21 protein-coding genes, 1 pseudogene and 1 riboswitch are annotated in these 25,818 nt (G+C 66.8%); of the genes and pseudogenes, 13 read left to right on the top strand and 9 right to left on the bottom strand.

The features are described 5' to 3' along the window. Window positions 1-2: 2 nt before the first annotated feature. The 3 genes from AmiPiv_RS21645 to AmiPiv_RS21655 are packed head-to-tail and all read right to left on the bottom strand — an operon-like array spanning window position 3 to window position 3,061. Window positions 3-854 carry a carbohydrate ABC transporter permease gene (locus AmiPiv_RS21645; RefSeq protein ID WP_340040724.1) on the bottom strand — a complete coding sequence of 284 codons (852 nt, stop codon included), beginning with the start codon at window positions 852-854 and terminating at the stop codon, window positions 3-5. Continuing rightward, complete coding sequence (locus tag AmiPiv_RS21650; protein WP_445206988.1) at window positions 851-1,795, bottom strand: carbohydrate ABC transporter permease; 945 nt, start codon at window positions 1,793-1,795, stop codon at window positions 851-853. Before AmiPiv_RS21650 ends, AmiPiv_RS21645 begins: the two co-directional genes overlap by 4 nt. Window positions 1,796-1,807: 12 nt before the next feature. Continuing rightward, entirely contained in the window at window positions 1,808-3,061 is a 1,254-nt protein-coding gene (locus AmiPiv_RS21655; protein ID WP_340040726.1) for an extracellular solute-binding protein, read from the bottom strand. 300 nt (window positions 3,062-3,361) lie between these two features. Here AmiPiv_RS21655 and AmiPiv_RS21660 point away from each other — a divergent pair, with 300 nt between their 5' ends. From AmiPiv_RS21660 to AmiPiv_RS21670, 3 genes are read left to right on the top strand one after another with little or no spacing between them, the layout of a single operon-like run. Then, complete coding sequence (locus AmiPiv_RS21660; protein ID WP_340040728.1) at window positions 3,362-4,576, top strand: ROK family protein; 1,215 nt, start codon at window positions 3,362-3,364, stop codon at window positions 4,574-4,576. Between the two features lie 30 nt (window positions 4,577-4,606). Then, a complete protein-coding gene (locus AmiPiv_RS21665; protein ID WP_340040730.1) occupies window positions 4,607-7,006 on the top strand; it encodes a PIG-L family deacetylase in 2,400 nt (799 codons plus the stop codon). Continuing rightward, on the top strand, window positions 6,990-7,904 hold the full coding sequence (locus AmiPiv_RS21670) for a DMT family transporter (RefSeq protein WP_445206989.1): 915 nt from the start codon (window positions 6,990-6,992) through the stop codon (window positions 7,902-7,904). Before AmiPiv_RS21665 ends, AmiPiv_RS21670 begins: the two co-directional genes overlap by 17 nt. A gap of 92 nt (window positions 7,905-7,996) precedes the next feature. On the opposite strand, the gene AmiPiv_RS21675 is transcribed toward AmiPiv_RS21670, so the two are convergent. Then, complete coding sequence (locus tag AmiPiv_RS21675) at window positions 7,997-8,746, bottom strand: F0F1 ATP synthase subunit A (RefSeq protein WP_340040732.1); 750 nt, start codon at window positions 8,744-8,746, stop codon at window positions 7,997-7,999. A 685-nt stretch (window positions 8,747-9,431) separates the two neighbouring features. Between AmiPiv_RS21675 and AmiPiv_RS21680 the strand changes: the two genes are divergently transcribed. The 4 genes from AmiPiv_RS21680 to AmiPiv_RS21695 are packed head-to-tail and all read left to right on the top strand — an operon-like array spanning window position 9,432 to window position 14,526. Then, window positions 9,432-10,577 (top strand): acyltransferase family protein, encoded by a 1,146-nt coding sequence (locus AmiPiv_RS21680; RefSeq protein WP_340040734.1) that lies wholly within the window; start codon window positions 9,432-9,434, stop codon window positions 10,575-10,577. A gap of 19 nt (window positions 10,578-10,596) precedes the next feature. Further along, a complete protein-coding gene (locus AmiPiv_RS21685; protein ID WP_340040736.1) occupies window positions 10,597-11,691 on the top strand; it encodes a glycosyltransferase family 2 protein in 1,095 nt (364 codons plus the stop codon). A gap of 37 nt (window positions 11,692-11,728) precedes the next feature. Then, window positions 11,729-12,727, top strand: coding sequence for a glycosyltransferase family 2 protein (locus AmiPiv_RS21690; RefSeq protein ID WP_340040738.1), 999 nt, complete (start codon window positions 11,729-11,731; stop codon window positions 12,725-12,727). After that, the gene (locus AmiPiv_RS21695) at window positions 12,724-14,526 is read left to right on the top strand and encodes an ABC transporter ATP-binding protein (RefSeq protein WP_445206990.1); all 1,803 of its coding nucleotides are present in this window, start codon (window positions 12,724-12,726) and stop codon (window positions 14,524-14,526) included. Before AmiPiv_RS21690 ends, AmiPiv_RS21695 begins: the two co-directional genes overlap by 4 nt. A 23-nt stretch (window positions 14,527-14,549) precedes the next feature. On the opposite strand, the gene lpdA is transcribed toward AmiPiv_RS21695, so the two are convergent. From lpdA to AmiPiv_RS21715, 4 genes are all read right to left on the bottom strand, one after another. Further along, window positions 14,550-15,947 carry a dihydrolipoyl dehydrogenase gene (lpdA, locus tag AmiPiv_RS21700; protein WP_340040742.1) on the bottom strand — a complete coding sequence of 466 codons (1,398 nt, stop codon included), beginning with the start codon at window positions 15,945-15,947 and terminating at the stop codon, window positions 14,550-14,552. Window positions 15,948-16,145: 198 nt separating this feature from the next. Continuing rightward, window positions 16,146-17,450, bottom strand: coding sequence for a dihydrolipoamide acetyltransferase family protein (locus AmiPiv_RS21705; RefSeq protein WP_340040744.1), 1,305 nt, complete (start codon window positions 17,448-17,450; stop codon window positions 16,146-16,148). Between the two features lie 2 nt (window positions 17,451-17,452). Then, complete coding sequence (locus AmiPiv_RS21710; protein ID WP_340040746.1) at window positions 17,453-18,466, bottom strand: alpha-ketoacid dehydrogenase subunit beta; 1,014 nt, start codon at window positions 18,464-18,466, stop codon at window positions 17,453-17,455. A 3-nt stretch (window positions 18,467-18,469) separates the two neighbouring features. Continuing rightward, window positions 18,470-19,705 carry a 3-methyl-2-oxobutanoate dehydrogenase (2-methylpropanoyl-transferring) subunit alpha gene (locus tag AmiPiv_RS21715; RefSeq protein WP_340040748.1) on the bottom strand — a complete coding sequence of 412 codons (1,236 nt, stop codon included), beginning with the start codon at window positions 19,703-19,705 and terminating at the stop codon, window positions 18,470-18,472. A 196-nt stretch (window positions 19,706-19,901) separates the two neighbouring features. Continuing rightward, a riboswitch (TPP riboswitch) is annotated at window positions 19,902-20,019 on the top strand. A 109-nt stretch (window positions 20,020-20,128) separates the two neighbouring features. On the opposite strand from AmiPiv_RS21715, the gene thiC reads away from it, so the two are divergent. The 6 genes from thiC to AmiPiv_RS21745 all read left to right on the top strand — a co-directional run bounded on the left by thiC (window position 20,129) and on the right by AmiPiv_RS21745 (window position 25,691). Then, window positions 20,129-21,940 carry a phosphomethylpyrimidine synthase ThiC gene (gene thiC, locus AmiPiv_RS21720; protein ID WP_340040750.1) on the top strand — a complete coding sequence of 604 codons (1,812 nt, stop codon included), beginning with the start codon at window positions 20,129-20,131 and terminating at the stop codon, window positions 21,938-21,940. 7 nt (window positions 21,941-21,947) lie between these two features. Next, on the top strand, window positions 21,948-22,937 hold the full coding sequence (thiO, locus tag AmiPiv_RS21725; RefSeq protein ID WP_340040752.1) for a glycine oxidase ThiO: 990 nt from the start codon (window positions 21,948-21,950) through the stop codon (window positions 22,935-22,937). Beyond that, window positions 22,921-23,118 (top strand): sulfur carrier protein ThiS, encoded by a 198-nt coding sequence (thiS, locus tag AmiPiv_RS21730; protein WP_340040754.1) that lies wholly within the window; start codon window positions 22,921-22,923, stop codon window positions 23,116-23,118. The genes thiO and thiS overlap by 17 nt, the downstream gene beginning before the upstream one ends. A 277-nt stretch (window positions 23,119-23,395) precedes the next feature. Next, complete coding sequence (locus tag AmiPiv_RS21735) at window positions 23,396-24,169, top strand: thiazole synthase (RefSeq protein WP_340040756.1); 774 nt, start codon at window positions 23,396-23,398, stop codon at window positions 24,167-24,169. Further along, a complete protein-coding gene (locus AmiPiv_RS21740) occupies window positions 24,166-24,771 on the top strand; it encodes a thiamine phosphate synthase (RefSeq protein WP_340040758.1) in 606 nt (201 codons plus the stop codon). The genes AmiPiv_RS21735 and AmiPiv_RS21740 overlap by 4 nt, the downstream gene beginning before the upstream one ends. Continuing rightward, the gene (locus AmiPiv_RS21745; protein ID WP_340040779.1) at window positions 24,768-25,691 is read left to right on the top strand and encodes a hydroxymethylpyrimidine/phosphomethylpyrimidine kinase; all 924 of its coding nucleotides are present in this window, start codon (window positions 24,768-24,770) and stop codon (window positions 25,689-25,691) included. The genes AmiPiv_RS21740 and AmiPiv_RS21745 overlap by 4 nt, the downstream gene beginning before the upstream one ends. Window positions 25,692-25,696: 5 nt before the next feature. Here the strand turns inward: AmiPiv_RS21745 and AmiPiv_RS21750 are convergent. Next, window positions 25,697-25,818 (bottom strand): annotated as a pseudogene (locus AmiPiv_RS21750) (S-formylglutathione hydrolase); the annotation flags it as partial.

The raw sequence follows: 25,818 nt of genomic DNA on the forward strand, positions 1-25,818 counted from the left end.
TTCTATCCCTTGAGCCCGGCGAGCATGACGCCGCGGACGATGTAGCGCTGGAGCACGAGGAAGACGACCAGCGTCGGCAGGGTGGCGATCGCCGCGCCCGTCATGATCATCTCCCACTGGATGGACTGTTCGACGGCGAAGCTCGAGAGGCCCACCGGCAGCGTGTAGAGCTCGCGGCTGGTGGTGACGATCAGCGGCCAGAAGAACGCCGTCCAGTTGCCGAGGAAGGTGAAGATGGCGAGCGCCGAGAGCGCCGGCGTCACCAGCGGCATCGCCACCTTCCACCAGATCTGGAACTCGTTGAGGCCGTCGACGCGCGCGGCTTCCAGGAAGTCGTTGGGCACGCTCTCGAAGAACTGCTTCATCAGGAAGGTGCCGAAGGCCGTCATCATGCCGGGGAACATGATGCCCCAGTAGCTGTCCAGCCAGCCGAGCTTGGCCGACATCAGGTACCACGGGATGACCAGCATCTCGGTCGGGATCATCAGCGTCGACAGGATGGCGAGGAAGATGAAGTAGCGGCCGCGGAACTCGAACTTGGCGAGCGTGTAGCCGACGAGGCTGTCGAAGAACACGTTGGAGACGGTGACGGCGACGGCCACGATCATCGAGTTCATGAACCAGCGCACGAAGCGCCCGTCGGCGAGGATGGCGATGTAGTTCTGCAGCGTCGGTGCGGCGGGGATCAGGCGCAGGTCGTAGACCTGGCCGGCCGTCTTCAGCGACGTCGAGAACATGAAGACCAGCGGCGTCACCATGATCAGGCCGCCGATGAACAGCAGCGTCCAGGCGATGATGCGGCCGGGGCGAAGATTGGCGTGTGACAGCGCCGGGGGTTGGGTGACGGCGCTCATTTCTTTTCCCTCAGGATCCAGAGCTGCAACAGCGACACGCACAGCAGGATGGAGAACAGCACGACCGTCTGCGCCGCCGCATAACCCATCGCATAGGAGGAGAAGGCGGTCTGGTAGATCATCAGCACGAGCGGCTTGGTCGATCCGAGCGGGCCGCCCGGGTCGTTGGTCGTCATGTTGTAGACCTGGTCGAAGATGCGCAGGAAGCCGATCGACGAGAACACCACCAGGAACACGGTGGTGGGCTTGAGCAGCGGCAGCGTGATCTTGCGCAGGATCGCCCATTCACCGAGGCCGTCGATGCGCGCGGCCTCATAGAAGGTGTTGGGGATGGCGCGCAGGCCGGCCATGAAGATGATGATCTGGAAGCCGAGGCCGGCCCAGATGGCGGTGACCATGATCGACGGCAGCGCCTGGTCGACCGAGCGGATGAACTGCTGCTGTGGCATGCCGATGGTGCCGAGCGCGTTGTTGATCACGCCGATCGGCGGCGGCTGGTAGAACCAGCGCCACACCCAGGCCATGGCCGCGGCGGTGGTGAGATAGGGCAGGAAGTACATGCCGCGGATCAGCCCGTGCATGAAGCGCACGCGGTCGAGATAGAACGCGATGACGAACGACAGCAGCAGGCTGATCGGGGTGCCGATGACGAGATAGGCGAAGGTGTTCTTGAACACCTTCCAGAATTGCGGGTCGGCGAACAGCTTCTGGTAGTTCGCCAGCCCGATGAACTGTGGCGGCTTCAGGAGATCCCAGTTGGTGAGCGAGAGCCAGAAGGCCTCGATCGTCGGATAGAAGCGGATGACCGAATAGAACAGGATCGGCACGGCGAGGAAGCTCCACACCCATACCAGCCGCTTCGTCCGCATGGAACGACGGTCCCAGAAGGTCCCGCCGGGGCGGCTCACCGCCGCCCCCTCTCGATCCGCTGCCACAGTCATTGATGCCCTGCCTTACTTGGCTGCGGCGTCGATGATCGCCTGTTCGGCGGCGGCACCCTGAGCCAGCGAATCCTTCACCGACTGGCCTTCGAGCAGGATGCGGTTGGTCATGTCGATGGTGTTCTGGCGCTGGGCCGCCTCGTCCACGAACATGGTGGTGCGGGCGTATTCGAGGCCCTTGAGGAACGGACCGTAGATCGGGTCGGCAAGGTTGGCCTCGGTCATCGCCGCCGAACGGCGCGCCGGCAGCTCGCCGACCGTCTTCAGCCAGACGTCCATGGCCTCGGGCGACGAGATGTAGGCCAGGAACTTCTTGGCCGCCTCGAGCTTCTCGCCGCTGGTGGTGGCGCTGATGCCGTTGGCGAAGTAGCTGGCATAGTTGGAGCGCACGCCCTCGGCATTGGCCGGAAGCTCGGTCACGCCCCATTCGAAGCCCTCGATCGACTTGAAGGCGCCGAGACGGAAGGTACCGTCGATGGTCATGCCGGCCATGCCGCCGCGGAACGCCGCCTGGCCTTCGTCCATGAAGCCGGCCTGGCCGATCTTCTTCTCGAGCTGCAGCGAGGTGTAGAACTTGAGCGCCTTTTCGCCGGCCTCGGTGTTGTAGGCCACCTTGCGGTCGCCGTCGGTGTAGGGCTCGCCGCCGAACTGACGGATCAGAACCTCGCGCCACCACTGGTGATCCTGCCCGCCCATGTCGAGGGTCGAACCGGCGACCAGGAGGTTGCCGCTGGCATCGCGCTTGGTGATCTTCTCGGCCGCCGCGACGAACTCGTCCAGGGTCTTCGGCGGGTTGGCCGGGTCGAGGCCGGCCTCGGTGAACAGCTTCTTGTTGTAGAACAGCGCCAGAGAGCGCACGGCAGTCGGCAGGCCGTAATAGTCGTCGCCGCGCTTCATGGCGCTGACGATCGGGAAGAATTCGCCTTCGATCTTGTCGTGCGGGAAGGCGTCGGTCGGCAGCGGCTGCAGCAGGCCGCCGGCAACGAACTTGTCGAGCCAGCCATAGAACAGCTGCATGACGTCCGGGCCCTGGCCGCCCATCTTGGCCGCGATCACGCGGGTCTGGTAGTCGGCATAGGGGAAGGTCGTCTGCTTGACGGTGATGTCGGGATTGGCCTTCTCGAAATTCTCGATCAGCTGGTCCATCGCCTTGACGCGGGTGTCGAAGACGTACTGCCAGTATTCGATCTCGACGGCCTGGGCCGCGTTGAGTGCCAGCGTGCTGAACCCGGCGATCAGTCCGGCAAACAATGTCGCTTTGCGCATTTTCAACCTCCAAAGACGCCCGCCGGAACTCCCGGACATCGGGCGATTGCTTCCCCTAGGCCCGCGCCGTCCCGTGCGTTCGGGATGCGGGCCGCTTGCTTGAATTCATGGGTCATCCAATGCGGGCGGATCACGCCCGACAGCATTGACTCCAACGAGCTGCGGATCCTCCCCGCACCTAGGCTATACGGTTCCCTGTCGCCGGACGTTTGTCAATAAGATAATTTACTTGAATTAATCTATTGCAGGCGCGCCGGCTTACGCGTTATCAGTTTTGCGAGGAAGGTCAGGGTGGGCGGAATGGCATTTCAGCCGGGCAGCACGCATCAGGTCACTTTGGGAAAGAATCCGGAGCGCAGCCGCGATCACAACCGGCGCGTCGTGCTCGACGTCGTGCGCCGCAACGGCTCGCTCGGGCGCATGCAGATTGCGCGGCTCACCCATCTCACGGCGCAGGCCATCGCCAACATCGTCGACGAACTGGTCAGCGAAAAACTGTTGATGGAGACGGGACGCCTGCGTTCCGGCCGCGGCCAGCCGCCCATCCAGTTCGCCGTCAACCCCGACGGCGCCATGACGATGGGCATCGAGGTGGCATCCGACCACATCGTCTCGACCGTGCTCGATCTCTCCGGCCAGCCGCGCACCAAGCGGATCACCCCTGTCCGCGACACCAGCCCCAGCCAGGTCATCGCCCATCTGCGCGCCGAACTCGACGCCGTGCGCGCCGCCTTCAAGGCGCCGCTCCTCGGCATCGGCGTGGTGATGCCGGGGCCGTTCGAGATCGAAGGCATGACCTCGGTGGGTCCCACGACCTTGCCCGGCTGGGCCGACATCGATGCCGCGAGCCTGCTCACCGAGGCCTGCGGCGAGCAGGTCACCGTCGAGAACGACGCCAATGCCGCGGCGGTCGGCGAGCGGCTCTTCGGCGCCGGCCATTCGATCTCCAGCTTCGCCATGATCTATTTCGGCGCCGGCGTCGGCCTCGGCATGATCCAGGACGGCACACCCTTCCGCGGCGCCTTCGGCAACGCCGGCGAGATCGGTCACGTCGTCGTCGCACCGCGCGGCAAGGCTTGCCCGTGCGGCCAGCACGGCTGCCTCGAACGTTACGCCTCGCTCCACGCGCTGCGCGAAAAGCTCGCCGAAGCGGGCATCGCCGACGCCGATTTTGCCGACCTTTCCCGGCTGCATGCGGAGCGCCACCCGGTGTTCGTCGAATGGATGGACGAGACCGCCACCTACCTCGCCCCGATGATCGCCATGATCGAGAACATCCTCGATCCGGAAACCGTGATCCTCGGCGGCACGCTGCCCGACGCCGTCATCGACGAGCTCATCGGACGCATGGGGACGTTGCCGATATCGGTGGCCAGCCGCCGGAGGCGTGCGCTGCCCCGGGTCCTGCGCGGCCAGACCGGACAGTTCACCGCCGCGCTGGGAGCGGCGGCACTGCCGCTGTTCGAAGTCGTGACGCCGAAGCTCGAGACTTCCGCGCCCCTTCCTTTCGACTAGCCGCCTGACATACGCATACGGAGGACCAGCATGCTCACCGCCCGCGAACGCATCGAGAGACAGAAATCCAGCCCGTCTTTGCTGAGGCTTCACCGGGCGCTTAGCCGGCTCAAGTCCACCGTCACGATGATGAACACCGGCGCCCATCCCGACGACGAACAGAGCGGCCTGCTCGCCTGGTTCCGGCTCGGCCTCGGCATGCGCGTCATCGTCGCCTGCTCGACGCGCGGCGAAGGCGGGCAGAATTCGCTCGGGCCGGAGCGGCTCGGCGTGCTCGGCATGATGCGCACGCGCGAGATGGAAGAGGCCGCCCGCGCGCTCGACGCCGATGTCCACTGGCTCGGCCACGGCCCGGAGGATCCGGTCCACGATTTCGGCTTCTCCAAGGACGGCGACCAGACCTTCACCCGCTGGGGCGAGATGCGCACGGTCGAGCGGCTGGTGCGCGCCTATCGCAGCGAGCGGCCCGACATCGTCATCCCGACCTTCCTCGACGTGCCGGGACAGCACGGCCACCACCGCGCCATGACCCGCGCCGCCGAGACCGCCATCCGCATGGCCGCCGATCCGGAAGCCTTCCCCGAGCACTTCGCCGAAGGCATGAGCCCCTGGCAGGTGGCGAAGTATTACCTGCCGGCCTGGTCGGGCGGCGGCGACACCTATGACGACGAGGTGCCCCCGCCGGACGCGACCGTCACCGTCAATGCGCCGGGCCGCGAGCCGGCGACGGGTGCCGAATACGACCGCATCGGCGAATGGTCGCGCTACTATCACGCCTCGCAGGGCATGGGGCACTGGCCCGACCGGGCCGACACGCGCTGGCCGCTGCACCTGCTGCTGGCCCGGGACGGTACCAAGACCGAAACTTCGGTGCTTGACGGCCTGCCCTCGTCGCTCGCCGATCTCGCTACTTCAAAAGATCTCTCGGCGGATGCCGCCAATGCGCTTGCGACGGCGGCAGCTGCCATCGACAAGGCGATTGCGGCCTTCCCGCATGCAGAAGCGATCATCGCCGCCCTCAGCGAGGCAGCGCGCCAGCTCGGCAGGGCAAGAGCGAACGCATCGCCCGCCTTCCTCGACCTCCATCGCCACCGCCTCGACCGCAAGGCGCGCGAAATCGATGCAGCGCTGATCGAGGCGGCTGGCATCTTCGACCGCGCTGTGCTTGCGCCGGCGACGCTGTCGCCCGGCGAGACGGGCGCGCTAACCGTCGACCTGGCTCCGGGGGCCGAGGGCCGTTCGGTCAAGATCGAAGCGGTCATGCCTGCGCTCGTCTCTGCCAAAGCCGTTGCCGCCAATCGCCGCGCATTCTCGGTCTCCGTGGCAGCCGACGCTGGCTATTCGAAGCTCTACGCTCCGGCATGGTCGGCGCTCGGCGGCAATGGCGAGGCGCATGTCGTCGTCTCGGCCGAATTCGACGGCCACGTGGCGCGTGCCAGCTTCGACCTCGAAGAGCCCTTCGCCGTCCTGCCCGCCAGCTCCGTGGCCATTGAGCCCGAGGCGATCATCGCCCCGCTCGACGGCAGCCGGCGCGAATGGCCGGTCGTACCCCGCGTCTCCGGCAGCCAGGCTGCGGTCGCGCTCAACATGGGCGGCGGCTGGTCGCTCGCCGAAACGGCGGCCGGCCAGGTCGTTCGCGCGCCCGCAATGCCGGCCCCGGGCCTGGTCACGGTCACGCCGCTGGTCGGCGGCCGGCCGGGGCTCAGGCTAACGCCGATTTCCTATCCGCATGTTGGCCGCATCGTCCACCGCCAGCCGGAGACGCTCAAGGTGCTCTCGCTCGACCTGAAGCTGCCCGAGGGCGCGCGCGTCGGCTACGTCGGCGCCGGCGCCGACCGGGTCGGCCTCTGGCTTGCCCGCATGGGCCTCGACGTCACCGAACTCGACGCCAAGGCGCTTGCCGGCGACCTCGGCCGCTACACCACCATCGTGGTCGGCATCTTCGCCTTCGGCATCCGCAAGGACCTCGCCGCCGCCACCGAAAGGCTGCACCGATTCGTCGAGGACGGCGGCCACCTCGTTACGCTCTATCACCGCCCGACCGACGGTTGGGATCCACTGGCCACGCCGCCGAGGAAACTCGAGATCGGCTCGCCTTCGTTACGCTGGCGCGTAACGGATCCCAGCGCCGAGGTCACGGTGCTCGCGCCGGACCACGTCCTGTTGAAGGGCCCGAACGCCATCGGCCCGCAGGACTGGTCCGGCTGGGACAAGGAGCGCGGGCTCTACTTCGCCGCCCGTTGGGACGAGGCCTACCAGCCGCTGGTGTCGATGCACGACGTCAACGAACAGCCGCTCTTGGGCGCGATCGTCTCGGCCGGGATCGGCAAGGGCCGCCACACCCACACCTCGCTCGTGCTGCACCACCAGCTCGACAAGCTGGTACCTGGCGCCTTCAGGCTGATGGCCAATCTTGTCCAGCCAGCCTGATCCCGAACCGCCGCTCCAGGCGGGGGAGGAGCGGCGCAAGGACAACCGCGAGGGCATCCTCTGGGTGCTCGCCGACATGGTGCTGGTCGCCGGAGGCATGACGGCGCTGGTCAAGGCGCAAGGGATGACCTATCCCGCATTCCAGCTCGTCTTCATCCGCGCCATGATCGGGCTCATGTTCATCCTGCCGCTGATCTGGCGGCACCGCTTCCACATCCGCCACACCAGGCACCCGTGGAAGAACATCTCGCGCGTCACCTGCAACGCGATTGCGCTGACCAGCCAGTTCCTCGCCTACACGCTTCTGCCGCTGGCGGTGGTCAACGCGCTCGGCTTTTCACGACCGCTGGTCACCATGGCTATGGCGGTCGCGTTTCTCGGCGAGCGCGTCTCGCGGCTGCGTTGGATCGGCGCCGGCCTCGCCTTCGCCGGCGTGCTGGTCATGCTGGCGCCCGGTGGCGTCGGCTGGAATGTCGGGTTGCTCGCGGTGTTCGGCACGGTCGTCTTCGGCTCGCTGGCGATCATCCAGACACGCGCCCTGCGCGACGAGAACACCACCGTCATGATGGTCTTCTACACGGTCGGCCTGGCGGTCATCACGGCGGTGCCCGCGGTGATCGTCTGGCAGCCGGTGAAGCCGTTCGACTGGATCCCGTTGCTCGGCATCGGCCTGCTCGCACAGGCCGGACAATACTGCTTCCTGCGCGCCTATCGCCTGGCCGAGGCGAGCGTGCTCGCGCCCATCGGCTATCTGTCGATCGTGGTGACCGCGGCGGCCGGCTACATCTTCTTCGGCGAGATACCGGAGATGCGCATCGTCGCCGGCTCGGCGGTCATCCTGGTGGCGCTGCAGGCGACCGCCATTCTCGAGCACCGCGCGGCGAAGAAGCGGAAATAGCGCCCCCCAACCCCGCAGCCCATAAAAAAAACCGCCGGGACGTGTCCCGGCGGTTGAAGGTGAGTGCTGATGCTGGAATTCGGGGCAGTGGATCAATGCCCCGGATGGATCGCGTCGTTCAGGTACATGCAGGTGAGCATGGTGAAGATGTAGGCCTGGATCACCGCCATCAGCAGTTCGAGCGCGGTGAGCGCAACGGTCATCGCGAGGGGCAGGATCGCGCCGATCACGCCCAGCGTTCCGAGGCCGGACATGCTGACCACGAAGCCGGCGAATACCTTGAGCGTGATGTGGCCCGCCAGCATCACCGCGAACAGACGCACCGAATGGCTGACCGGGCGCGAGATGTAGGAAATGACCTCGATCGGAACGATGATCGGCGACAAGATGAGCGGGACGCCGGACGGCAGGAACAGGCGGAAGAAGCCCAGCCCGTGCTTCCATATGCCGTAGAGCGTGACCGTACCGAACACCAGCATGGCGAAGGCGAAGGTGACGATGATCTGGCTGGTGACCGTGAACGCGTAAGGGAACAAGCCGATGAGGTTCGCGATCAGGATGAAGACGAACAGCGAGAACACCAGCGGGAAGAATCGCATGCCCCCTTCCCCGGCATTGTCGCGCAGCGTCTTGGAGACGAATTCGTAGATCAGTTCGGAGACCGACTGCAGGCGTGATGGCACGAGTGCGCGGCTGCTGGAGGACGCCAGCAGGAACAGGCCGCCGAGCACCGCCGCCCCGGCCATGTAGGCCGAGGAATTGGTGAAGGCGACCTGCTGCCCCCCGAGCTCGAAGAGGGTGAATATCGGCTTGATTTCAAACTGTTCTAGTGGTCCCGCCACGGCGCCTCTCCGGTCGGCTCGATTGATGGTGCGAAGGCGCGCGCCGGGGAATCCCCCGGAACCGAACGTGTCCGGGACCGACTGGCCCGACCACGAACGCAACAGCGGCCCGCCAAGTACGGACCGGCAACGTCTTCGCGATGATTCAGGATGGATTCCGGTCGGAGTGACAAATGCGTGGCGCCATCGAATGATGGGGCCGTCCCCGAACGAACAAAGGCACTGGTCGTCCAGCGCGTCGGCTTCCTAGCCTAAGCGGACGGCCTCGGCAAGACACATGTGCCTGGCTCCATGCGCCGATGCGCGGAAGCAGCGCCCATCGCAGCCAACAGCAAGGTTGCAGTGCACAATGCGCGAAAATCCGGCGAACCGCCGGCAATATCAAAATATTACATGAAGTATATTTCTAATACTTCTGAACTTTCATAGAATCATTTGCTAATCATTACAAAAATGAAAACGCATTTCGCGCGGAAACAAAATATTACCCGCGCGACCTGCAACGAGAAGACAAAAACAATTGGAGGCCATATTTCGGTGCAGACATGCACCCTGCGCGCGCGGTGTCGATCGCCGGCGATTTACTGCCGGCCGGCAGGCATCCGACGTTCTGCGCGCATGAATGATCTTGACCGGGCACCCCCCGGGCTTTTGATCGAAGTCGGGAATTCGGAGGGAGCGGTCCATGCGGGACGCGCGGGAAAACCAGCTTGACGCGCTCAGGGCCATCGCCGTCTCGTTCGTGCTCTATGCGCATTTCTACGCCGCCCAAGGCTCCAACTGGGGCCATTTCGGCGTGCGCCTGTTCTTCATACTCAGCGGCTTCCTGATAACGCGCCTGCTGCTGGATGCACGCGACACGGCGAGGTTCCGGCCGGCAACCGCGCTCAAGGCGTTCTACGCCCGCCGCGCGTTGCGCATCTTCCCGCTCTACTTCGCCGTGATCGGCTTTGTCTGGCTGGTCGACCTCGAACAGGCCCGCGGTTCGCTCGCCTGGCACGCGCTCTATTTGTCCAATTTCTGGTTCGCCCAACGCGACGCCTGGGAGCCCTGGGTACTGAGCCACACCTGGAGCCTCAGCATCGAAGAGCAGTTCTACCTGGTATGGCCGCTGGTCGTCCTGTTCGCGCCGCGGCGGTCGATCTTGGCTATCTGCGTCGGCGTCATCGCCCTCTCGCTCGCCTACCGATTCTACTGGCCCTTCACCGCAACGCCGTCGCTCGCCCGCGACCTGCTGCCGCCCGCCTCGATGGACGCGCTCGGATCGGGTGCGCTGCTCGCCGCCTATCGGTCGGAGAATCAGGGCTGGCCGCGCTGGGCGAGACTGACCTGGATGCCGGCCGCCGGCGCGTTCCTGTTCCTGCAATGGTTCGCGCCCTCGCCGGCCACCCCGACGCAGGAATGGGCGCGCTGGATCGCGCTGGAGATCCTGCCGCTGCTGCCGCTCGCAATGCTGGTCGGAAACTGTTCGACAGGCCTCGCCGGCTGGGCCGGGCGGCTGGCCGAACTTCCGCCGCTGACGGCGCTGGGGCGCATCAGCTACGGTGTCTACCTGCTGCACCCGATCGCCCTGTCACTGGCCGTCAAGGCACAGTTCTGGATACCGCTCAACGTCTCGAGCCAGGGGGCCGGCCGGCTGCTGGTCGCAGGTTCCGCCACCCTCGTGGCTGCCTCGCTCTCCTGGCTGTTCTTCGAGAAACGCCTGAACGCCCTCAAGCGCCGTTTCCCCTATGTCGACGCGGGCGGCCGCCGGACAACCTGGCCCGCAGGCGACCGGCTTTCCGCCCGCCCAGACCAGCCGGAAGCACTGCCAGCTTCCGAGATCCGATGAACCGACCCAAGGCGAACCGATGTCCCCTCCCCTGGTTTCCGTGCTGCTTCCTGCCTACAACGCGGCCCCCTATCTGGCCGCGGCGCTCGACAGCATCCTCTACCAGGATCACCGGCGCCTCGAGGTCATCGCCATCGACGACGGTTCGACGGACGACACGCTCGCCATCCTGGAAAGCTACCGCAAGGCGGACAGCCGCATCCGCATCGTCTCGCGCGAGAACCGGGGGCTGATCGCGACGCTGAACGAAGGGCTGGCGCTCGCCGGCGGCGACCTGGTTGCCAGGATGGATGCCGACGACATCGCCTACCGCTCGCGCCTGTCGCGACAGGTGACACTGTTTGCGCTGCAACCCGAGCTTGCCATTTGCGGCACGGGCGCCGACACGCTGATCCGCAACCGGCTGCTGCCCGGCACGCCGCACCCGATCTACCGGTCGGGCAGCCTGCGGGCCCTGTCGAAGTTCTTCACGCTGTTCCTGCATTCGACGGTGGTCTACAACCGCAGGGTCATCCCGCAAGACATGCTGTTCTACGATGGGCGCTACGTGCACGCCGAGGACTTCGACCTGTTCCGGCGGATCGCCGAGCGCCATCCGGCCGCGATGATCGTCGAAAGCCAACTCGCCTACCGCCAGCACGAGGAGAGCGTGACGGCCCGGCATCGGCAACGGATGCGGCAGACCCATCTCGAGATCGTCGGCGAGAACCTGGCAGCCGAGGCGCTGGCGCCCAACCCGGACGTGCTGCGCGGCATCGGCGACGAGGTGACCGTCGAAACGGTGCGCGGGACGGCCGAATTCCTGCTGGCGCTCGACGAGGGTATCGCCGCCCTGCCGGAGCGGGAACGGCCCAGCTACGAGGTCGGCGCGCTCAACCTGTTCTATTTCCTCTACCAGATGATCGGCGACGAAGGCCGGCCGGCGCTTACCCACGAGTTCCTCGCCCGCACATCCAAGTGGGGCGTCATCCGCCGCCGCGAACGCTACGGCCTGCGCACCGCAGCGGCCGCGCCGCGCCTCAGCCTTTTGTCCATTGCCGCCGCCAAGCAGATCGATGCCGTCGAGTGGTACATGAAGTCCAAGCCGGCCGCGGCCGCCCTGCAGACGGGATAGCATGACGGCAGAAACGCGAATCAAACCGGCGGCAGGCATGTTCCCGCACGCTGCGCGGGGGCCGGCCGTCCCCGCCACGGCGGCAACGCCGCCGCCCAGGGCAAGCTTCATCGTCTGCACGCGCAATCGCGTGGCAGCACTTGCGGCTTGCGTTGGCTCCATCCAGGCGGCCTGCCGGTCGCATGCCGCCTTCGCCGCCGAACTCGTGGTCGTCGACAACGGCTCCAGCGACGGCACGGCGGACTGCCTCGCCCGCTTGGCGGCAGGCTCGACCATTCCCATGACGCTGGTCTCGGAACCGAGGCCGGGCCTCTCGGCCGCCCGCAACGCCGGGCTGGAACGCGCGCGCGGCAGCCTGCTCGTCTTCATCGACGACGATTGCCAACTGCATCCCGACTACCTGCGCGACCTGGAACGGCACTATGCCGATGCCTCGCCGTGCGTTCGCGGCGGCCGCGTCGAACTCGGCGATCAGCGGGACCTGCCCTTCACCATCAAGCGCTCGCGGCAGCGGGAGCAACTGACCCGGGCCATTCCGCCGGGCGGGTTCGTGCTGGGCTGCAACATGACGATGAGCCGCGAGGTGGCATTGCGGATCGGCCGTTTCGACGAGCGCTTCGGCGTCGGCGCGCCGCTGCGCTCGGCCGAGGACACCGACTACCTGGTGCGCGCCTTCCTCGCGGGCGTCGAGGTCGAATATGTGCCCGACATGGTCGTCTTCCATCACCACGGCCGAAGCGAACGCGGCGAGGTGGAAGCGCTGCACCGCAGCTACAGCCTCGGCAACGGGGGGCTGTACCTCAAGCATCTCGGGCGCGCGCCATGGCTGCTGCGCCATTTCTACTGGGCGTTCCGCTCCGCCTTGCGCGAGCTCGTAGGCGGCCCGACATTCGATCCGGAGCTGCAGCTTTCCCACCGGCCGATCGTGCTGATGAACCTGCGCGGCGCCTGCCGCTATGCCGGGCTGGCGCTGTGGCGTACGGGTCGGCGCAGCCCGCGGCAGCCGGTCGGCCAAGCCGCCGTCGAGCCGAGATGAGGTCCGCCGTGACGCAGCCTTCATTGCCCGGATTTTCGATGCTGCGCGGCCTCATGGGCCGCCAGCAGCGCCTGCTGCCCGTCGTGGTGCTGCTCGGACTTGCGAGCGCCGCCCTCGAGGGCGTCGGCATCGGCCTGATCATTCCCATGTTGGGCATCATCGTCGGCCAGGCGGGGGCCGGCGACATGGGCGGCCTCTCGGGCGTCTTCCAGCGGGTCGGAGCGGGGCTCAGCGAAGGCCAGCGCCTGTTTGCGCTGGCCGCGATCGTCTTTGCCCTGATCGCGTTCAAGAACCTGCTCGCCTATGCCAACGCGCTGCTCACGAGCCACATCTACGGCAAGGCGAGCCACGCCATCCGCAGCGCGCTGTCGGCGCAGCTGCTCAGGCTCGGATATCCGTTCTTCCTGCTGCAGAGCCCGGGACGGCTGCTGAACATCATCTCCAACGAATCCTGGCGCGCCTCCGACGCGGTCCAGATCGTGCTCTCGGCGATCGTCAACGCCTCGGCCGCCGTCATCCTGCTCGCCTTCCTGCTGCTGTTGTCCTGGCAGATGACCTTGTTGGTGGCGGTCGGCCTCGTCCTGGTGCAACTGGTGCATGCCGCCCTGTCCGCCGGTCTCAAGGCGCCGAGCCGCGGCGTCACCTCGCGCAACGGCGAACTCGCCTCCCGGATGCTCCACCTCGTCAATGCCGGACGGCTGATCCGCATCTTCGGCCAGCAAGCGCGGGAGCAGGCGGCATTCGACCAGGCGTCGGATGCGGTGCGCAGGGCGGGCTTCGCCCTGCAATCCAGGCAAGGCGCATTGCCGCCTCTGACCGAGGCGCTGCACGCGCTGCTGTTCCTCGGCGCGGTCGTCGGCTCGTGGTACGGCGGCATAAGCTTCCCGGTCATCGTCGCCTTCGTCGTGCTGCTCTACCGGCTGCAGCCGCACATGCGCGCCCTGCAGATGTGCTGGAGCCAGTTACAGGGCTGGAGCGGATCGCTGGAAGAGGTGCGCTGGCTGCTCGACCCGTCGGACAAGCCGCAGCCGCCCGGCGGCAGCCGGCCCTTCCAGGGCCTGTCCCGGCAAATGACCTTCGACGGCGTGACCTTCGGCTATCCGGGCGCCGACAGAGCCAGCCCCGTGCTGCGCTCGGCGCGCTTCGACATCCGCGCCGGCCGCTCGACCGCGATCGTCGGGCGATCGGGTGCGGGCAAGACGACGATCGTCAACCTTCTGTGCCGTTTCGTCGAACCTGACGAGGGCACAATTCTCGTGGACGACGTCGCCCTCGGCGCGATCGATCCCGTCCAGTGGCGCAGCCAGATTGCCCTGGCCAGCCAGGACCTCGAACTGGTCGACGGAACCATCCTGGACAACATCACCTATGGGCAGGCGCTCGCCTCGCCGGCCGAGGCCGAACGCGCGGCCAGGCTGGCCGAGGCGCATGAGTTCATCATGGGCCTGCCCCAGGGCTACCAGACGGTCGTCGGCCATCGCGGCGTGAACCTGTCGGCGGGACAGCGCCAGCGCATCGCCCTGGCGCGCGCGCTGGTGCGTGACCCCGACATCCTGATCCTGGACGAGGCCACCAATGCGGTGGACGGCCTGTCGGAAGCGGCCATCGTCGAGACCTTGCGGTCAAGGGCCGGCCGCCACACCACCATCGTCATCAGCCATCACCGCAGCACCATTTCCTTCTGCGACGACGTCGTCGTCCTCGGCGACGGCCAAGCCAGAAGCCAGGCGCGCTTCGCCGACCTGGCCTCGCTCAGCATGGACGAACTTTACGAGCACGGCGCGGTCGACACCGGCTGAGACGGTGGCGCGAAACCGCCGTTTCAGATGTGGAGCGCGTGGCCGAGCGTGCGCAGCGCGGCCTCCAGGAAAGCCTCGCCTTGCGTCGGATGAGCGTGGATCGTGCCGGCGATGTCTTCGACGCGGGCGCCCATCTCGATCGCCAGGCTGAAGGCCGACGACAGCTCGGCGACGCCGGTGCCGACCGCCTGGATGCCGAGCACCAGATGGTTGTCGGCTCGGGCGACGACACGGACAAAGCCGTCCTCGCTGGACAGCGTCATCGCCCGGCCATTGGCCGAGAACGGGAACTGCGCCGTCTTGATCTCGATGCCGGCGGCCTTGGCCTCGTCGGGCGACAGGCCCGTCGTCACCACCTCCGGATCGGTGAAGCAGACGGCCGGGATCGACCGCTTGTCCCAGCTGCGCTTGTGGCCGGCGACGATCTCGGCGACCATCTCGCCCTGCGCCATCGCACGGTGCGCAAGCATCGGCTCGCCGGTGACGTCGCCGATGGCGTATATGCCGCGCATCGAGGTGCGGCACTGGTCGTCGATGCGGATGAAGCGGCCGTCGCGGTCGAGGTCTATCTCTTCCAGCCCCCAGCCTTCGGTCACCGGCTTGCGCCCGACCGTCACCAGCACCTTGTCGGCCGCAACCTTCTGCTCGCTGCCGTCGGCCGCCTCGACCAGGAGTGCATCGCCCTTGGAGGACAGGCCCTTGGCCTTGGCGCCGGTCAGCACCTTGACGCCGAGCGCCTCGAGCCGCTTGGCGACCGGGCGCGTCAGCTCGGCATCGTATTGCGGCAGGATGCGCGGCAGCGCCTCGACCACAGTCACCTTGGAGCCGAGCTTGGCGAAGGCAGTGCCGAGTTCGAGGCCGATATAGCCGCCGCCGACGACGGCGAGCTGCTGCGGCACCTGCTTCAGCGACAGCGCCTCAGTCGACGAGATGACCGGTCCACCGAAGGGCAGGAACGGCAGCTCGACTGGGGCGGAGCCGGTGGCGATAACGATTGTCTCGGCGCGGATGACCTGCAGGCCGGTCTCGGTCTCGACCTCGACGGTCTTGCCGTCGCGGAACCGCGCCCAGCCCTGAACCGACTTGACCTTGGCCTTCTTGAGCAGGCCGGAAACTCCAGTATTGAGCCGGCCAACGATACGGTCCTTCCAGGCCACCGTCTTGCCGAGATCGATGACCGGCCCTGACACGGTGATGCCCACCGGACTCTTGCCCGCCGCCATCTCGGTCGCCGTCAGGTACTCGTCCGCGGCATGGATCATCGCCTTGGACGGGATGCAGCCGACATTGAGGCAGGTGCCGCCCGGCTTGCCGGCCTCGACGATGACCGTGTCGATACCGAGCTGGCCGGCGCGGATGGCGCAGATGTAACCGCCGGGGCCGGCGCCGATGACAAGCAGCTTGCAGGAGATTTCCTTCATCGTCCGGCCCCCAGCATTGCGGAAGAAATTGCCCCCTCACCGGCTCGTTTCACTCGCCACCTCTCCCCCACTCCGTGGGGGCGAGGAACCCAAGCTGGAAACTCGCCGCCGCCAGGCTCGCGATTCCTCTCCCCCTGGCAGGGGGAGAGGTGACCCGAAGGGCCGGTGAGGGGGTAGTTGAGGATCAGACCCATCGCCTCAGCCCTCCACGAAGATCATTGCCGGCGCCTCGAGCAGCGTCTTGAGACGCTGGACGAAGACGGCCGCATCCCAGCCATCAATGACGCGATGGTCGAAGCTGGACGACAGGTTCATCATCTTGCGCGGCACGAACTGGGTGCCGTCCCACAGCGGCCGGATCATGATCTTGTTGACGCCAACGATCGCCACTTCCGGATAGTTGATGACGGGCGTGGTGGCGATACCGCCCATGGCGCCCAGCGAGGTAATGGTGATGGTCGAGCCGGTCAGTTCCTCGCGCGTCGCGGTGCCGGCCTTGGCGGCATCCGCCAGGCGGTTGACCTCGGCGGCGCAATCCCAGAGGTCGCGCGCCTCGGCATGCTTGACGACGGGCACCACGAGGCCACCGGGCGTCTGCGCGGCCATGCCGATATGCACCCCGGCATGGCGGTGGATGACGCCCGCATCGTCGTCATAGATCGCGTTGAGCTGCGGCTGTTCGCCGACCGCCTTGACCAGCGCCCGCATCAGGAACGGCAGGATGGTCAGCTTGGCGCGATCGGGCTTCTTCGAAGCGTTGAGCCTGGCGCGCAGCTCCTCGAGCGCGGTGACGTCGACCTCCTCGACATAGGTGATGTGCGGGATTCGCGACTTGGCCAGCGCCATCTTCTCGGCGATGCGGCGACGCAGGCCGATGACCTTGATCTCCTCGACCGCGGTCTTCGCCTCCAGCCCGGCTGCCGGGACGGCGGCGCCGCGCGCGGCGAAGGCATCGAGGTCCTCGTGGGTGATGCGGCCGGCCGGCCCGGTGCCAGGCACCTGACGCAGGTCGATGCCGGCTTCCTTGGCGCGCAGCCTGACGGCGGGTGACGCGAGCGGGCGCTCGCCCTCCGGACGCGGCAGGCCGACGGTCGTTGCCCGCGGTGCAGGTTTGAGAGCGGCAGAGCTGGCAGCAGCCTTAGCGACAGCAGGAGCTTTGGCAGGATCTTCTTTCTTAGCCGGCGCAGTAGAGACTTTCGCAGGCTCGGGAGCCTTTGCTTCCGGCTTCGATTCTGCAGCTGGTTCGGGGGCCGACGCGTCGCCCGCAACCTTGATCCTGACGATCGGCGAACCGACCGCGACCGTGTCGCCGATCTCGGCTCCGAGCCACAGGATTTCGCCGTCGACCGGCGACGGAATCTCGACCGTCGCCTTGTCGGTCATGACGGCGGCAAGCACGGCGTCCTCACGCACGAGGTCGCCGATCTTGACGTGCCATTCGACGAGCTCGGCCTCGGCCACGCCTTCGCCGACGTCGGGAAGCTTGATGACATGTTCGCCCATGCTCAGGCCTCCATCGTTTCGATCAAAGCTTCGCCGACGCGCTTGGGTCCGGGGAAGTAGTCCCATTCCTGCGCATGCGGATAGGGCGTGTCCCAGCCGGTGACGCGGGCGACAGGCGCTTCGAGGTGGTAGAAGCAGTTTTCCTGCACCAGCGACACGAGTTCGGCGCCGAAGCCCGAGGTCAGCGTCGCCTCGTGCACCACCACGCAGCGGCGGGTCTTCTTGACCGAGGCGACGATGGTTTCGAGATCGAGCGGCAAAAGCGTCCTGAGATCGATGACCTCGGCGTCGATGCCGGTCTCCTCGGCCGCCGCCTGGGCGACATAGACCATGGTGCCATAGGCGAGCACGGTGACGGCGGAACCGGGGCGGCGGATATCCGCCTTGCCCAGCGGCACGGTGAAGTGGCCCTCCGGAACCTCGCCCAGCTCATGCTTCGACCAGGCTGTGACCGGGCGGTCGTGATGGCCGTCGAAGGGGCCGTTGTATAATCGTTTCGGCTCCAGAAAGATTACCGGATCGGGGTCTTCGATCGAGGCGATCAGCAGGCCCTTGGCGTCGAGCGGATTGGACGGAACGACGACCTTGAGGCCGGAGACGTGGGTGAACAGCGCCTCGGGGCTCTGGCTGTGGGTCTGGCCGCCGAAGATGCCGCCGCCTGTGGGCATACGGATGACGATCGGGCAGGTGAACTCGCCGTTGGAGCGGTAGCGCAACCGTGCCGCCTCCGAAACGATCTGGTCATATGCTGGATAGACGTAGTCGGCGAACTGGATTTCGATGCATGGCTTGAGACCATAGGCGGCCATGCCGACGGCTGCACCGACGATGCCGAGCTCGCTGATCGGTGCGTCGAAGCAGCGCGAGCGGCCGTATTTCTGCTGGAGCCCTTGCGTGCAGCGGAAGACGCCGCCGAAATAGCCGACGTCCTCGCCGAACACGACGACGTTGTCGTCGCGGCCCATGGCGACGTCCATGGCGCTGCGGATGGCCTCGATCATTGTCATGCGCGGCATCGGCTACACTCCCGCCTTCTGGCGCTGGCGACGGAGATGCGGCGGCATCTCGGCATAGACGCCCTCGAACATGTCGCGCGTCGACGGCTTGCCGCCGGCATGCAGCGTGCCGTGGCTCTCGGCTTCCTTCTGCGCCGAAATGACGGCTTCGAGGATCTCCGCCTCCGTTTGCTTGTGGCGCTCGTCCGACCACAGGCCGCGCCGGATCAGGTGGTTCTTCAGCCGGATGACAGGGTCGCCAAGCGGCCAGGCATCCGACTCGGTCTTCGGCCGGTAGGCGGAGGGATCGTCCGAGGTCGAGTGCGCGCCGACGCGGTAGGTGACGTATTCGACCAGCGTCGGCCCGAGATTGCTGCGGGCGCGCTCGGTCGCCCACTTCGCCACCGCGTGGACGGCGAGATAGTCGTTGCCGTCGACGCGCAGCGCCGGGATGCCGAAGCCGAGGCCGCGGGCCGCAAAGGTGCCGGAGCCGCCGCGGGCGATGCCCTGGAAGGTCGAGATCGCCCACTGGTTGTTGACGATGTTGAGAACGACGGGCGCCTTGTAGGTCGAGGCGAAGACGAGCGCGGCATGGAAGTCGCTCTCGGCCGTGGCGCCGTCGCCGACCCAGCCGACCGCGATCTTGGTGTCGCCCTTGATCGCTGATGCCATCGCCCAGCCGACAGCCTGGATGTACTGGGTCGTCAGGTTGCCCGAGATCGAAAAGAAGCCGTGATCCTTAGCCGAATACATGATCGGCAGCTGGCGGCCCTTCAGCGGATCCTTCTCGTTGGAGTAGATCTGGTTCATCATGTCGACCATCGGATAGCCGCCCGCAATCAGCAGGCCGGCCTGGCGATAGGTCGGGAAGTTCATGTCGCCCTTGATCAGCGCCTTGCGGAAGGCACAGCTCACCGCCTCCTCGCCCATGTGCTGCATGTAGAACGAGGTCTTGCCCTGGCGCTGCGCCATCTGCATGCGCGCGTCGAAGGTCCGCAGCGTCATCATGTGGCGCAGGCCTTCGAGTTGTTCCTCGTCGGTCAGCGTGCCGGCCCATGGGCCCACCGCATCGCCTTCGCGGTTGAGCACGCGGATGATCGAATAGGCGAGATCGCGGATCGTCCTGGGGTCGACGTCGACCGGCGGCCGGTCGACCGAACCCGCCTTGGGGATCGGCACGTTGGAAAAGTCGGGCGTTCCGCCCGGCCGCACTTCGGGCTCGGGCACGTGGAACTTGAGCGGCGAGGGATTGTCCGTCACGGATGTTCCTCCTGTCTCCTGCGGGCCGAACGTCCTCCCCGGACACCGCAAGCACCAGACAATTTATGTCAGCGATGCTGACCTATTATCCGATCGTTATCGGAACCGCAATGGGGGTCCCGACATCTGTGACTTTGGCATTCTCTCGGCCTCTGCGAAAGGCCGTTGACAGCACGTAGGTTCCGCCTCCATGCTTAAGGCTCACCAGGGGGGTCCCGACAAGGGGCTGAGATTCTGCTGGCTTCGCGCAGCGCAGTGACCCGTTGAACCTGATCCAGTTCATACTGGCGTAGGGACGGTGCGAGGCGCAGCAAGCCGGTTGTCCGGCTCAGGCATTCGGGCCCATCCATGCCCGAGGTCCCCAGGCTAAACCTCTCCTCCTCCTCATCGCATGGACTGGGTCTCCAACTAGGAGGCTCACTCATGAATGCCCACACCCCGACCGTCACCGTTGGCGAACTTCCCGCGTCGCGAAAAGTCTACAAACCAGGCAAGCTCCACCCTAGCATCCGCGTGCCGATGCGCGAGATTTCGGTCCATCCGAGCGCCGGCGAGCCGCCCGTCACGGTCTACGATTCGTCCGGCCCCTACACCGACACGTCGGTGAAGACGGACATCGAGCGCGGCCTGCCCCGGCTGCGCGAGGACTGGATCCTCGCCCGCGGCGACGTCGAGCGCTATGAGGGCCGCGCGGTCAAGGACGAGGACAACGGCTTCGTCTCGGCCGAGCGCCTGACGCCGGAATTCCCGGTGCGCAACGCACCGCTGCGCGCCACGGGCGGCCGCGCCGTCACCCAGCTCGCCTATGCCCGCGCCGGCATCGTCACGCCCGAGATGGAGTTCGTCGCCATCCGCGAAAACCTCGGCCGCGAGCAAGTGCGCGCGAAGCTTGCCCGCGATGGCGAGAGCTTCGGCGCCGCCATCCCCGATTTCGTCACGCCCGAATTCGTCCGCGACGAGGTCGCCCGCGGCCGCGCCATCATCCCCTCAAACATCAACCACCCCGAGAGCGAGCCGATGATCATCGGCCGCAACTTCCTGGTGAAGATCAACGCCAATATCGGCAACTCGGCCGTCACCTCGTCGATGGCCGAGGAGGTCGAGAAGATGGTGTGGGCGACGCGCTGGGGCGGTGACACCGTGATGGACCTGTCCACCGGCCGCAACATCCACAACATCCGCGACTGGATCATCCGCAACTCGCCGGTGCCGATCGGCACGGTGCCGCTCTACCAGGCGCTGGAGAAGGTCGGCGGCATCGCCGAGAACCTGACCTGGGAAGTGTTCCGCGACACCCTCATCGAGCAGGCCGAACAGGGCGTCGACTACTTCACCATCCATGCCGGCGTGCGCCTGGCCTACATCCACCTGACCGTCGACCGTGTCACCGGCATCGTCTCGCGCGGCGGCTCGATCATGGCCAAGTGGTGCCTGCATCACCACAAGGAGAGCTTCCTCTACGAGCATTTCGACGAGATCTGCGACATCTGCCGGACCTATGACGTCGCCTTCTCGCTCGGCGATGGCCTGCGCCCCGGCTCGATCGCCGACGCCAACGACGCCGCCCAATTCGCCGAGTTGGAGACGCTGGGCGAGCTCACCAAGATCGCCTGGGCCAAGGATTGCCAGGTGATGATCGAGGGCCCCGGCCACGTGCCGATGCACAAGATCAAGGAGAACATGGACAAGCAGCTGGAGGTGTGCGGCGAAGCGCCCTTCTACACGCTTGGGCCGCTCACCACCGACATCGCGCCGGGCTACGACCACATCACGAGCGGAATCGGTGCGGCCATGATCGGCTGGTTCGGCACGGCCATGCTCTGCTACGTCACGCCCAAGGAGCATCTCGGCCTGCCCGACCGCGACGACGTCAAGGTGGGTGTCATCACCTACAAGATCGCGGCCCACGCTGCCGACCTGGCAAAAGGCCATCCGGCCGCCAAGGTCAGGGACGACGCGCTGTCGCGGGCGCGCTTCGAGTTCCGCTGGGAGGACCAGTTCAACCTCTCGCTCGACCCTGAGACGGCGCGCTCTTACCACGACCAGACCTTGCCCAAGGAAGCTCACAAGGTGGCGCATTTCTGCTCGATGTGCGGCCCGAAATTCTGCTCGATGCGGATCTCCCACGACATCCGCGCCGAGGCCCAGAAGGAGGGGCTTGCGGCGATGGCGGCGAAGTACCGCGACGGCGGCGACCTCTATATGCCGGTCGAGAACGCCGAGCCGGCGGAGTGAGCCAGCCATGAAGGTGCTGATCCGCGGTGCGGGCGTCGCCGGGCTGACGCTCGCGCTTGAGCTGGCGACCCGCGGCGCCGATGTGACCGTGGTCGACACCAGACGGCAGATCGCCGGCAATGCCTCGTGGCAGGCCGGCGGCATGCTGGCGCCATGGTGCGAGCGCGAGAGTGCCGAGGAGGCCGTGCTTTCGCTCGGCAGCAAGGCCGCCGACTGGTGGTCGGCGGCACTGCCCGGGCAGGTCATGCGCAACGGCACGCTGGTCGTGGCGCCTGCCCGCGACGCGCGCGAGCTCGACCGCTTCGGCTGTCGCACGTCAGGCTTTCGGCCCATCGACGCCGAGGCCATCGCCACACTCGAGCCCGACCTCGAGGGGCGCTTCGGCCGCGCGCTGTTCTTTGCCGAAGAAGCACATCTCGACCCGCGCAAGGCACTGCTCGGGCTGCAGGAGAAGCTCGTGGGGATGGGCGTGCGCTTCGAGTTCGGCTACGGCACCGTGCAGGCGCCCGGCAGGGCGGAGGTCGAGGCCGACTGCACCGGCATGGCCGGCGCACGGCCGGGCTTGCGCGGCGTGCGTGGCGAGATGCTGATCCTCAGAACCCGTGACGTGTCGTTGGCCCGGCCGGTGCGGCTGCTGCATCCGCGCATCCCGGTCTATGTCGTGCCGCGCGCGGACAACCTGTTCATGGTCGGCGCGACCATGATCGAGAGCGCCGACGCGGGGCCGATCACCGCGCGCTCGGTGATGGAACTGCTCAACGCTGCCTACGCGCTGCACCCAGCCTTTGGCGAGGCCGAGTTGGTCGAGACGGGTGTCGGCGTCCGGCCGGCCTTCGCCGACAACCTGCCGCGCGTCGAGCGCGATGGGAACACGATCCGCATCAACGGCCTCTACCGCCACGGCTTCCTGCTCGCCCCCGCCATGGCACGGCAGGCAGCCGACATGATCCTGGACAATCCGACAGCCAGGGAGCTCATCCATGAAGCTCACCGTTAACGGCGAAAGCCACGAGGTGGCCGCGCCCACGCTCGGGGCGCTGCTCGCCGAGCTCGACTACGAGGGCAGCTGGCTGGCAACAGCACTGAACGGCGAGGTCGTGCCGGCGCGAGAACGCGACGACTGTGCGCTTGCGGAGGGCGACCGGGTCGAGATCCTGTCGCCGATGAAGGGAGGGTGAGCGATGCAAAGGGTACCCCCACCCCTAACCCCTCCCCACAAGGGGGAGGGGAACGCCGATCGCCAGCGCTCGGGCCTTCAGCGCCTCAGTCTTAGCCTCCATCGCCTCGTTCTTCGGCCCTCGACGTCCCGTCCGATGGAGCGTGCATGGCCGCTGACAGGCCGGACGCAGGCAAAGTCCCCCTCCCCCTTGTGGGGAGGGGTTAGGGGTGGGGGTAACCCAGCCTCGACCTCGCAATCGGCCTCGTCCTCCCAACCGACACCGAGGAGCTGACACCATGCTCGAACTATACGGACAACAGGTCTCCTCCCGCCTGCTTCTCGGCACAGCGCTCTACCCCTCGCCCGCTATCATGGCCGAGGCGATACGAGCATCGGGGGTCGACATCGTCACCGTGTCGCTGCGCCGCGAGACTTCGGGCGGCAAGGCGGGCGGGCAGTTCTGGTCGCTGATCCAGGAACTCGGCGTGCGCGTGCTGCCCAACACCGCCGGCTGCCATTCGGTCAAGGAAGCGGTGACGACGGCGAAGATGGCGCGCGAGGTGTTCGGCACCAACTGGATCAAGCTCGAGGTGATCGGCAACCACGACACGCTACAGCCCGACGTGTTCGGGCTGGTCGAGGCGGCGAGGATCCTGTCTGCAGACGGCTTCGAAGTGTTCCCCTACACGACCGACGATCTCGTCGTGGCCGGGCGGCTGCTCGATGCCGGCTGCAAGGTGCTGATGCCGTGGTGCGCGCCGATCGGCTCGGCCCGCGGCCCGCAGAACCTCGACGCGCTGCGCAGCCTGCGCGGCCACTTCCCCGGCGTGCCGCTGATCGTCGACGCCGGCATCGGCCGCCCCTCGCACGCAGCGACCGTGATGGAGCTCGGCTACGACGCCGTGCTGCTCAACACCGCCGTCGCCAAGGCAGGCAACCCCGTCGCCATGGCGTCCGCCTTCGGCAAAGCGGTCGAGGCCGGGCGGCAGGCATTCCTGGCCGGCCCGCTCGAACCGCGCGACATGGCAGTCCCCTCCACCCCCGTCATCGGCATGGCAGCATTTTCATGAAGCTCGACCCTTTCTACCTCATCGTCGAATCCGCCGCCTGGATCGAGCGCCTGGTGCCTCTGGGCGTGAAGCTGGTGCAGCTGCGCATCAAGGACATGGGCGAGGCCGGCCTGCGCCGCGAAATCCGTGCGGCGAAGGCCGTCTGCGAGCGCCACGGCTGCCGGCTCATCGTCAACGACTACTGGCGCCTCGCCATCGACGGGGGCTGCGACTTCGTCCATCTCGGCCAGGAGGATCTGGCGGAAGCCGACGTGACGGCGATCCGCCGCGCGGGTCTAAAGCTCGGCCTCAGCACGCACGACGACAACGAACTCGAGACAGCTCTTGCCACGGAGCCCGACTACGTCGCGCTCGGTCCCGTCTACCCGACCATACTCAAGGCGATGAAATGGGCGCCGCAGGGGCTCGACCGCATCGCCATCTGGAAACAGCGCGTCGGCGCGGTGCCGCTCGTCGCCATCGGCGGGCTCAATGTCGAGCGCATTCCGGGCGTGTTCGCGCAAGGCGCCGACGCTGCTGCCGTCGTCACCGACATCACGCTCAACGCCGACCCGGAGGCACGCACGCGCCACTGGCTGGAGGCGACGGCCGCGTGGCGATGACCCCGCATGTATTGATCGTCGCCGGCTCGGATTCGAGCGGCGGCGCCGGCATCGTCCGCGATGTCGAGACGGTGTCGGCCTTTGGTCTGCGCAGCAGCATCGCCGTCACCGCCGTGACGGTCCAGACCCATGCTCGCGTCGAGCGCATCGAACAGATGCCGCCCGACCTCGTTGCCGAGCAGATGCGGGCGGCGTTTGCAGCGCATTCGGCGGAGCCATCTGGCCCGACAAGTTTGGCGGGCATCGTACCCCCACCCATCGCCGCCATTGCCTCCAAAGCCATCGAAAATCAAAGCTGGGTGACCGTGCCGCAAGATCCCCCTCCCCCTTGTGGGGAGGGGTCAGGGGTGGGGGTGCCTTCAAATGCGAAGGTTCTGATCAGCCCGGTCGGAGCCGTCAAGATCGGCATGCTGGGAACAGCGGCGACCATAGACGCCGTCGCCGCGGTGCTGGCGAGCAGTCTGCCGGTGCCTGTGGTGCTCGACCCGGTTCTGGCCTCGACCTCGGGTCGCGCACTTCTGGACACTGAAGCCATCGGCGCGCTCAAGCGCAAGCTGATGCCGCTCAGCCGGCTGGTGACGCCAAACCTGCCCGAGCTCGCATTGCTGAGCTGCCGGCCGGTCGCTTCGTCCGAGCAGGAGATCGTCGGCCAAGCCGAGATACTGCTGGCGACCGGCATGCAGGCTGTGCTCGTCAAGGGCGGTCACGCCAAAGGCGACCGATCGACCGACCTGCTGGTCACCTTCGATGGCACGCAGCAATCGTTCGAAGCGCCGCGCCTGACCGGCACCATGCGCGGCACGGGCTGCATGCTGGCGAGCGCCATCGCGGCCAACCTTGCGCTCGGTGCGCCGCTGGAGGCCGCCGTCCGCCGGGCGAAGGACCATGTCTTCGCCACGCTACTGGCTTCGATCTCCTGAGCGGCTCACCCCAGCCGTTCGGCGTGCCACCTGAGGTGATCGTCCATGCAGGTGGAGATGAAGTTGTAGGAATGGTCGTAGCCGTCCTGCATGCGCAGGGTGAGCCCGATGCCGGCCTTGTTGCACG

It is taken from the genome of Aminobacter sp. Piv2-1, from assembly GCF_037625995.1.
In the GTDB taxonomy this organism is placed as follows: Bacteria; Pseudomonadota; Alphaproteobacteria; order Rhizobiales; family Rhizobiaceae; genus Aminobacter.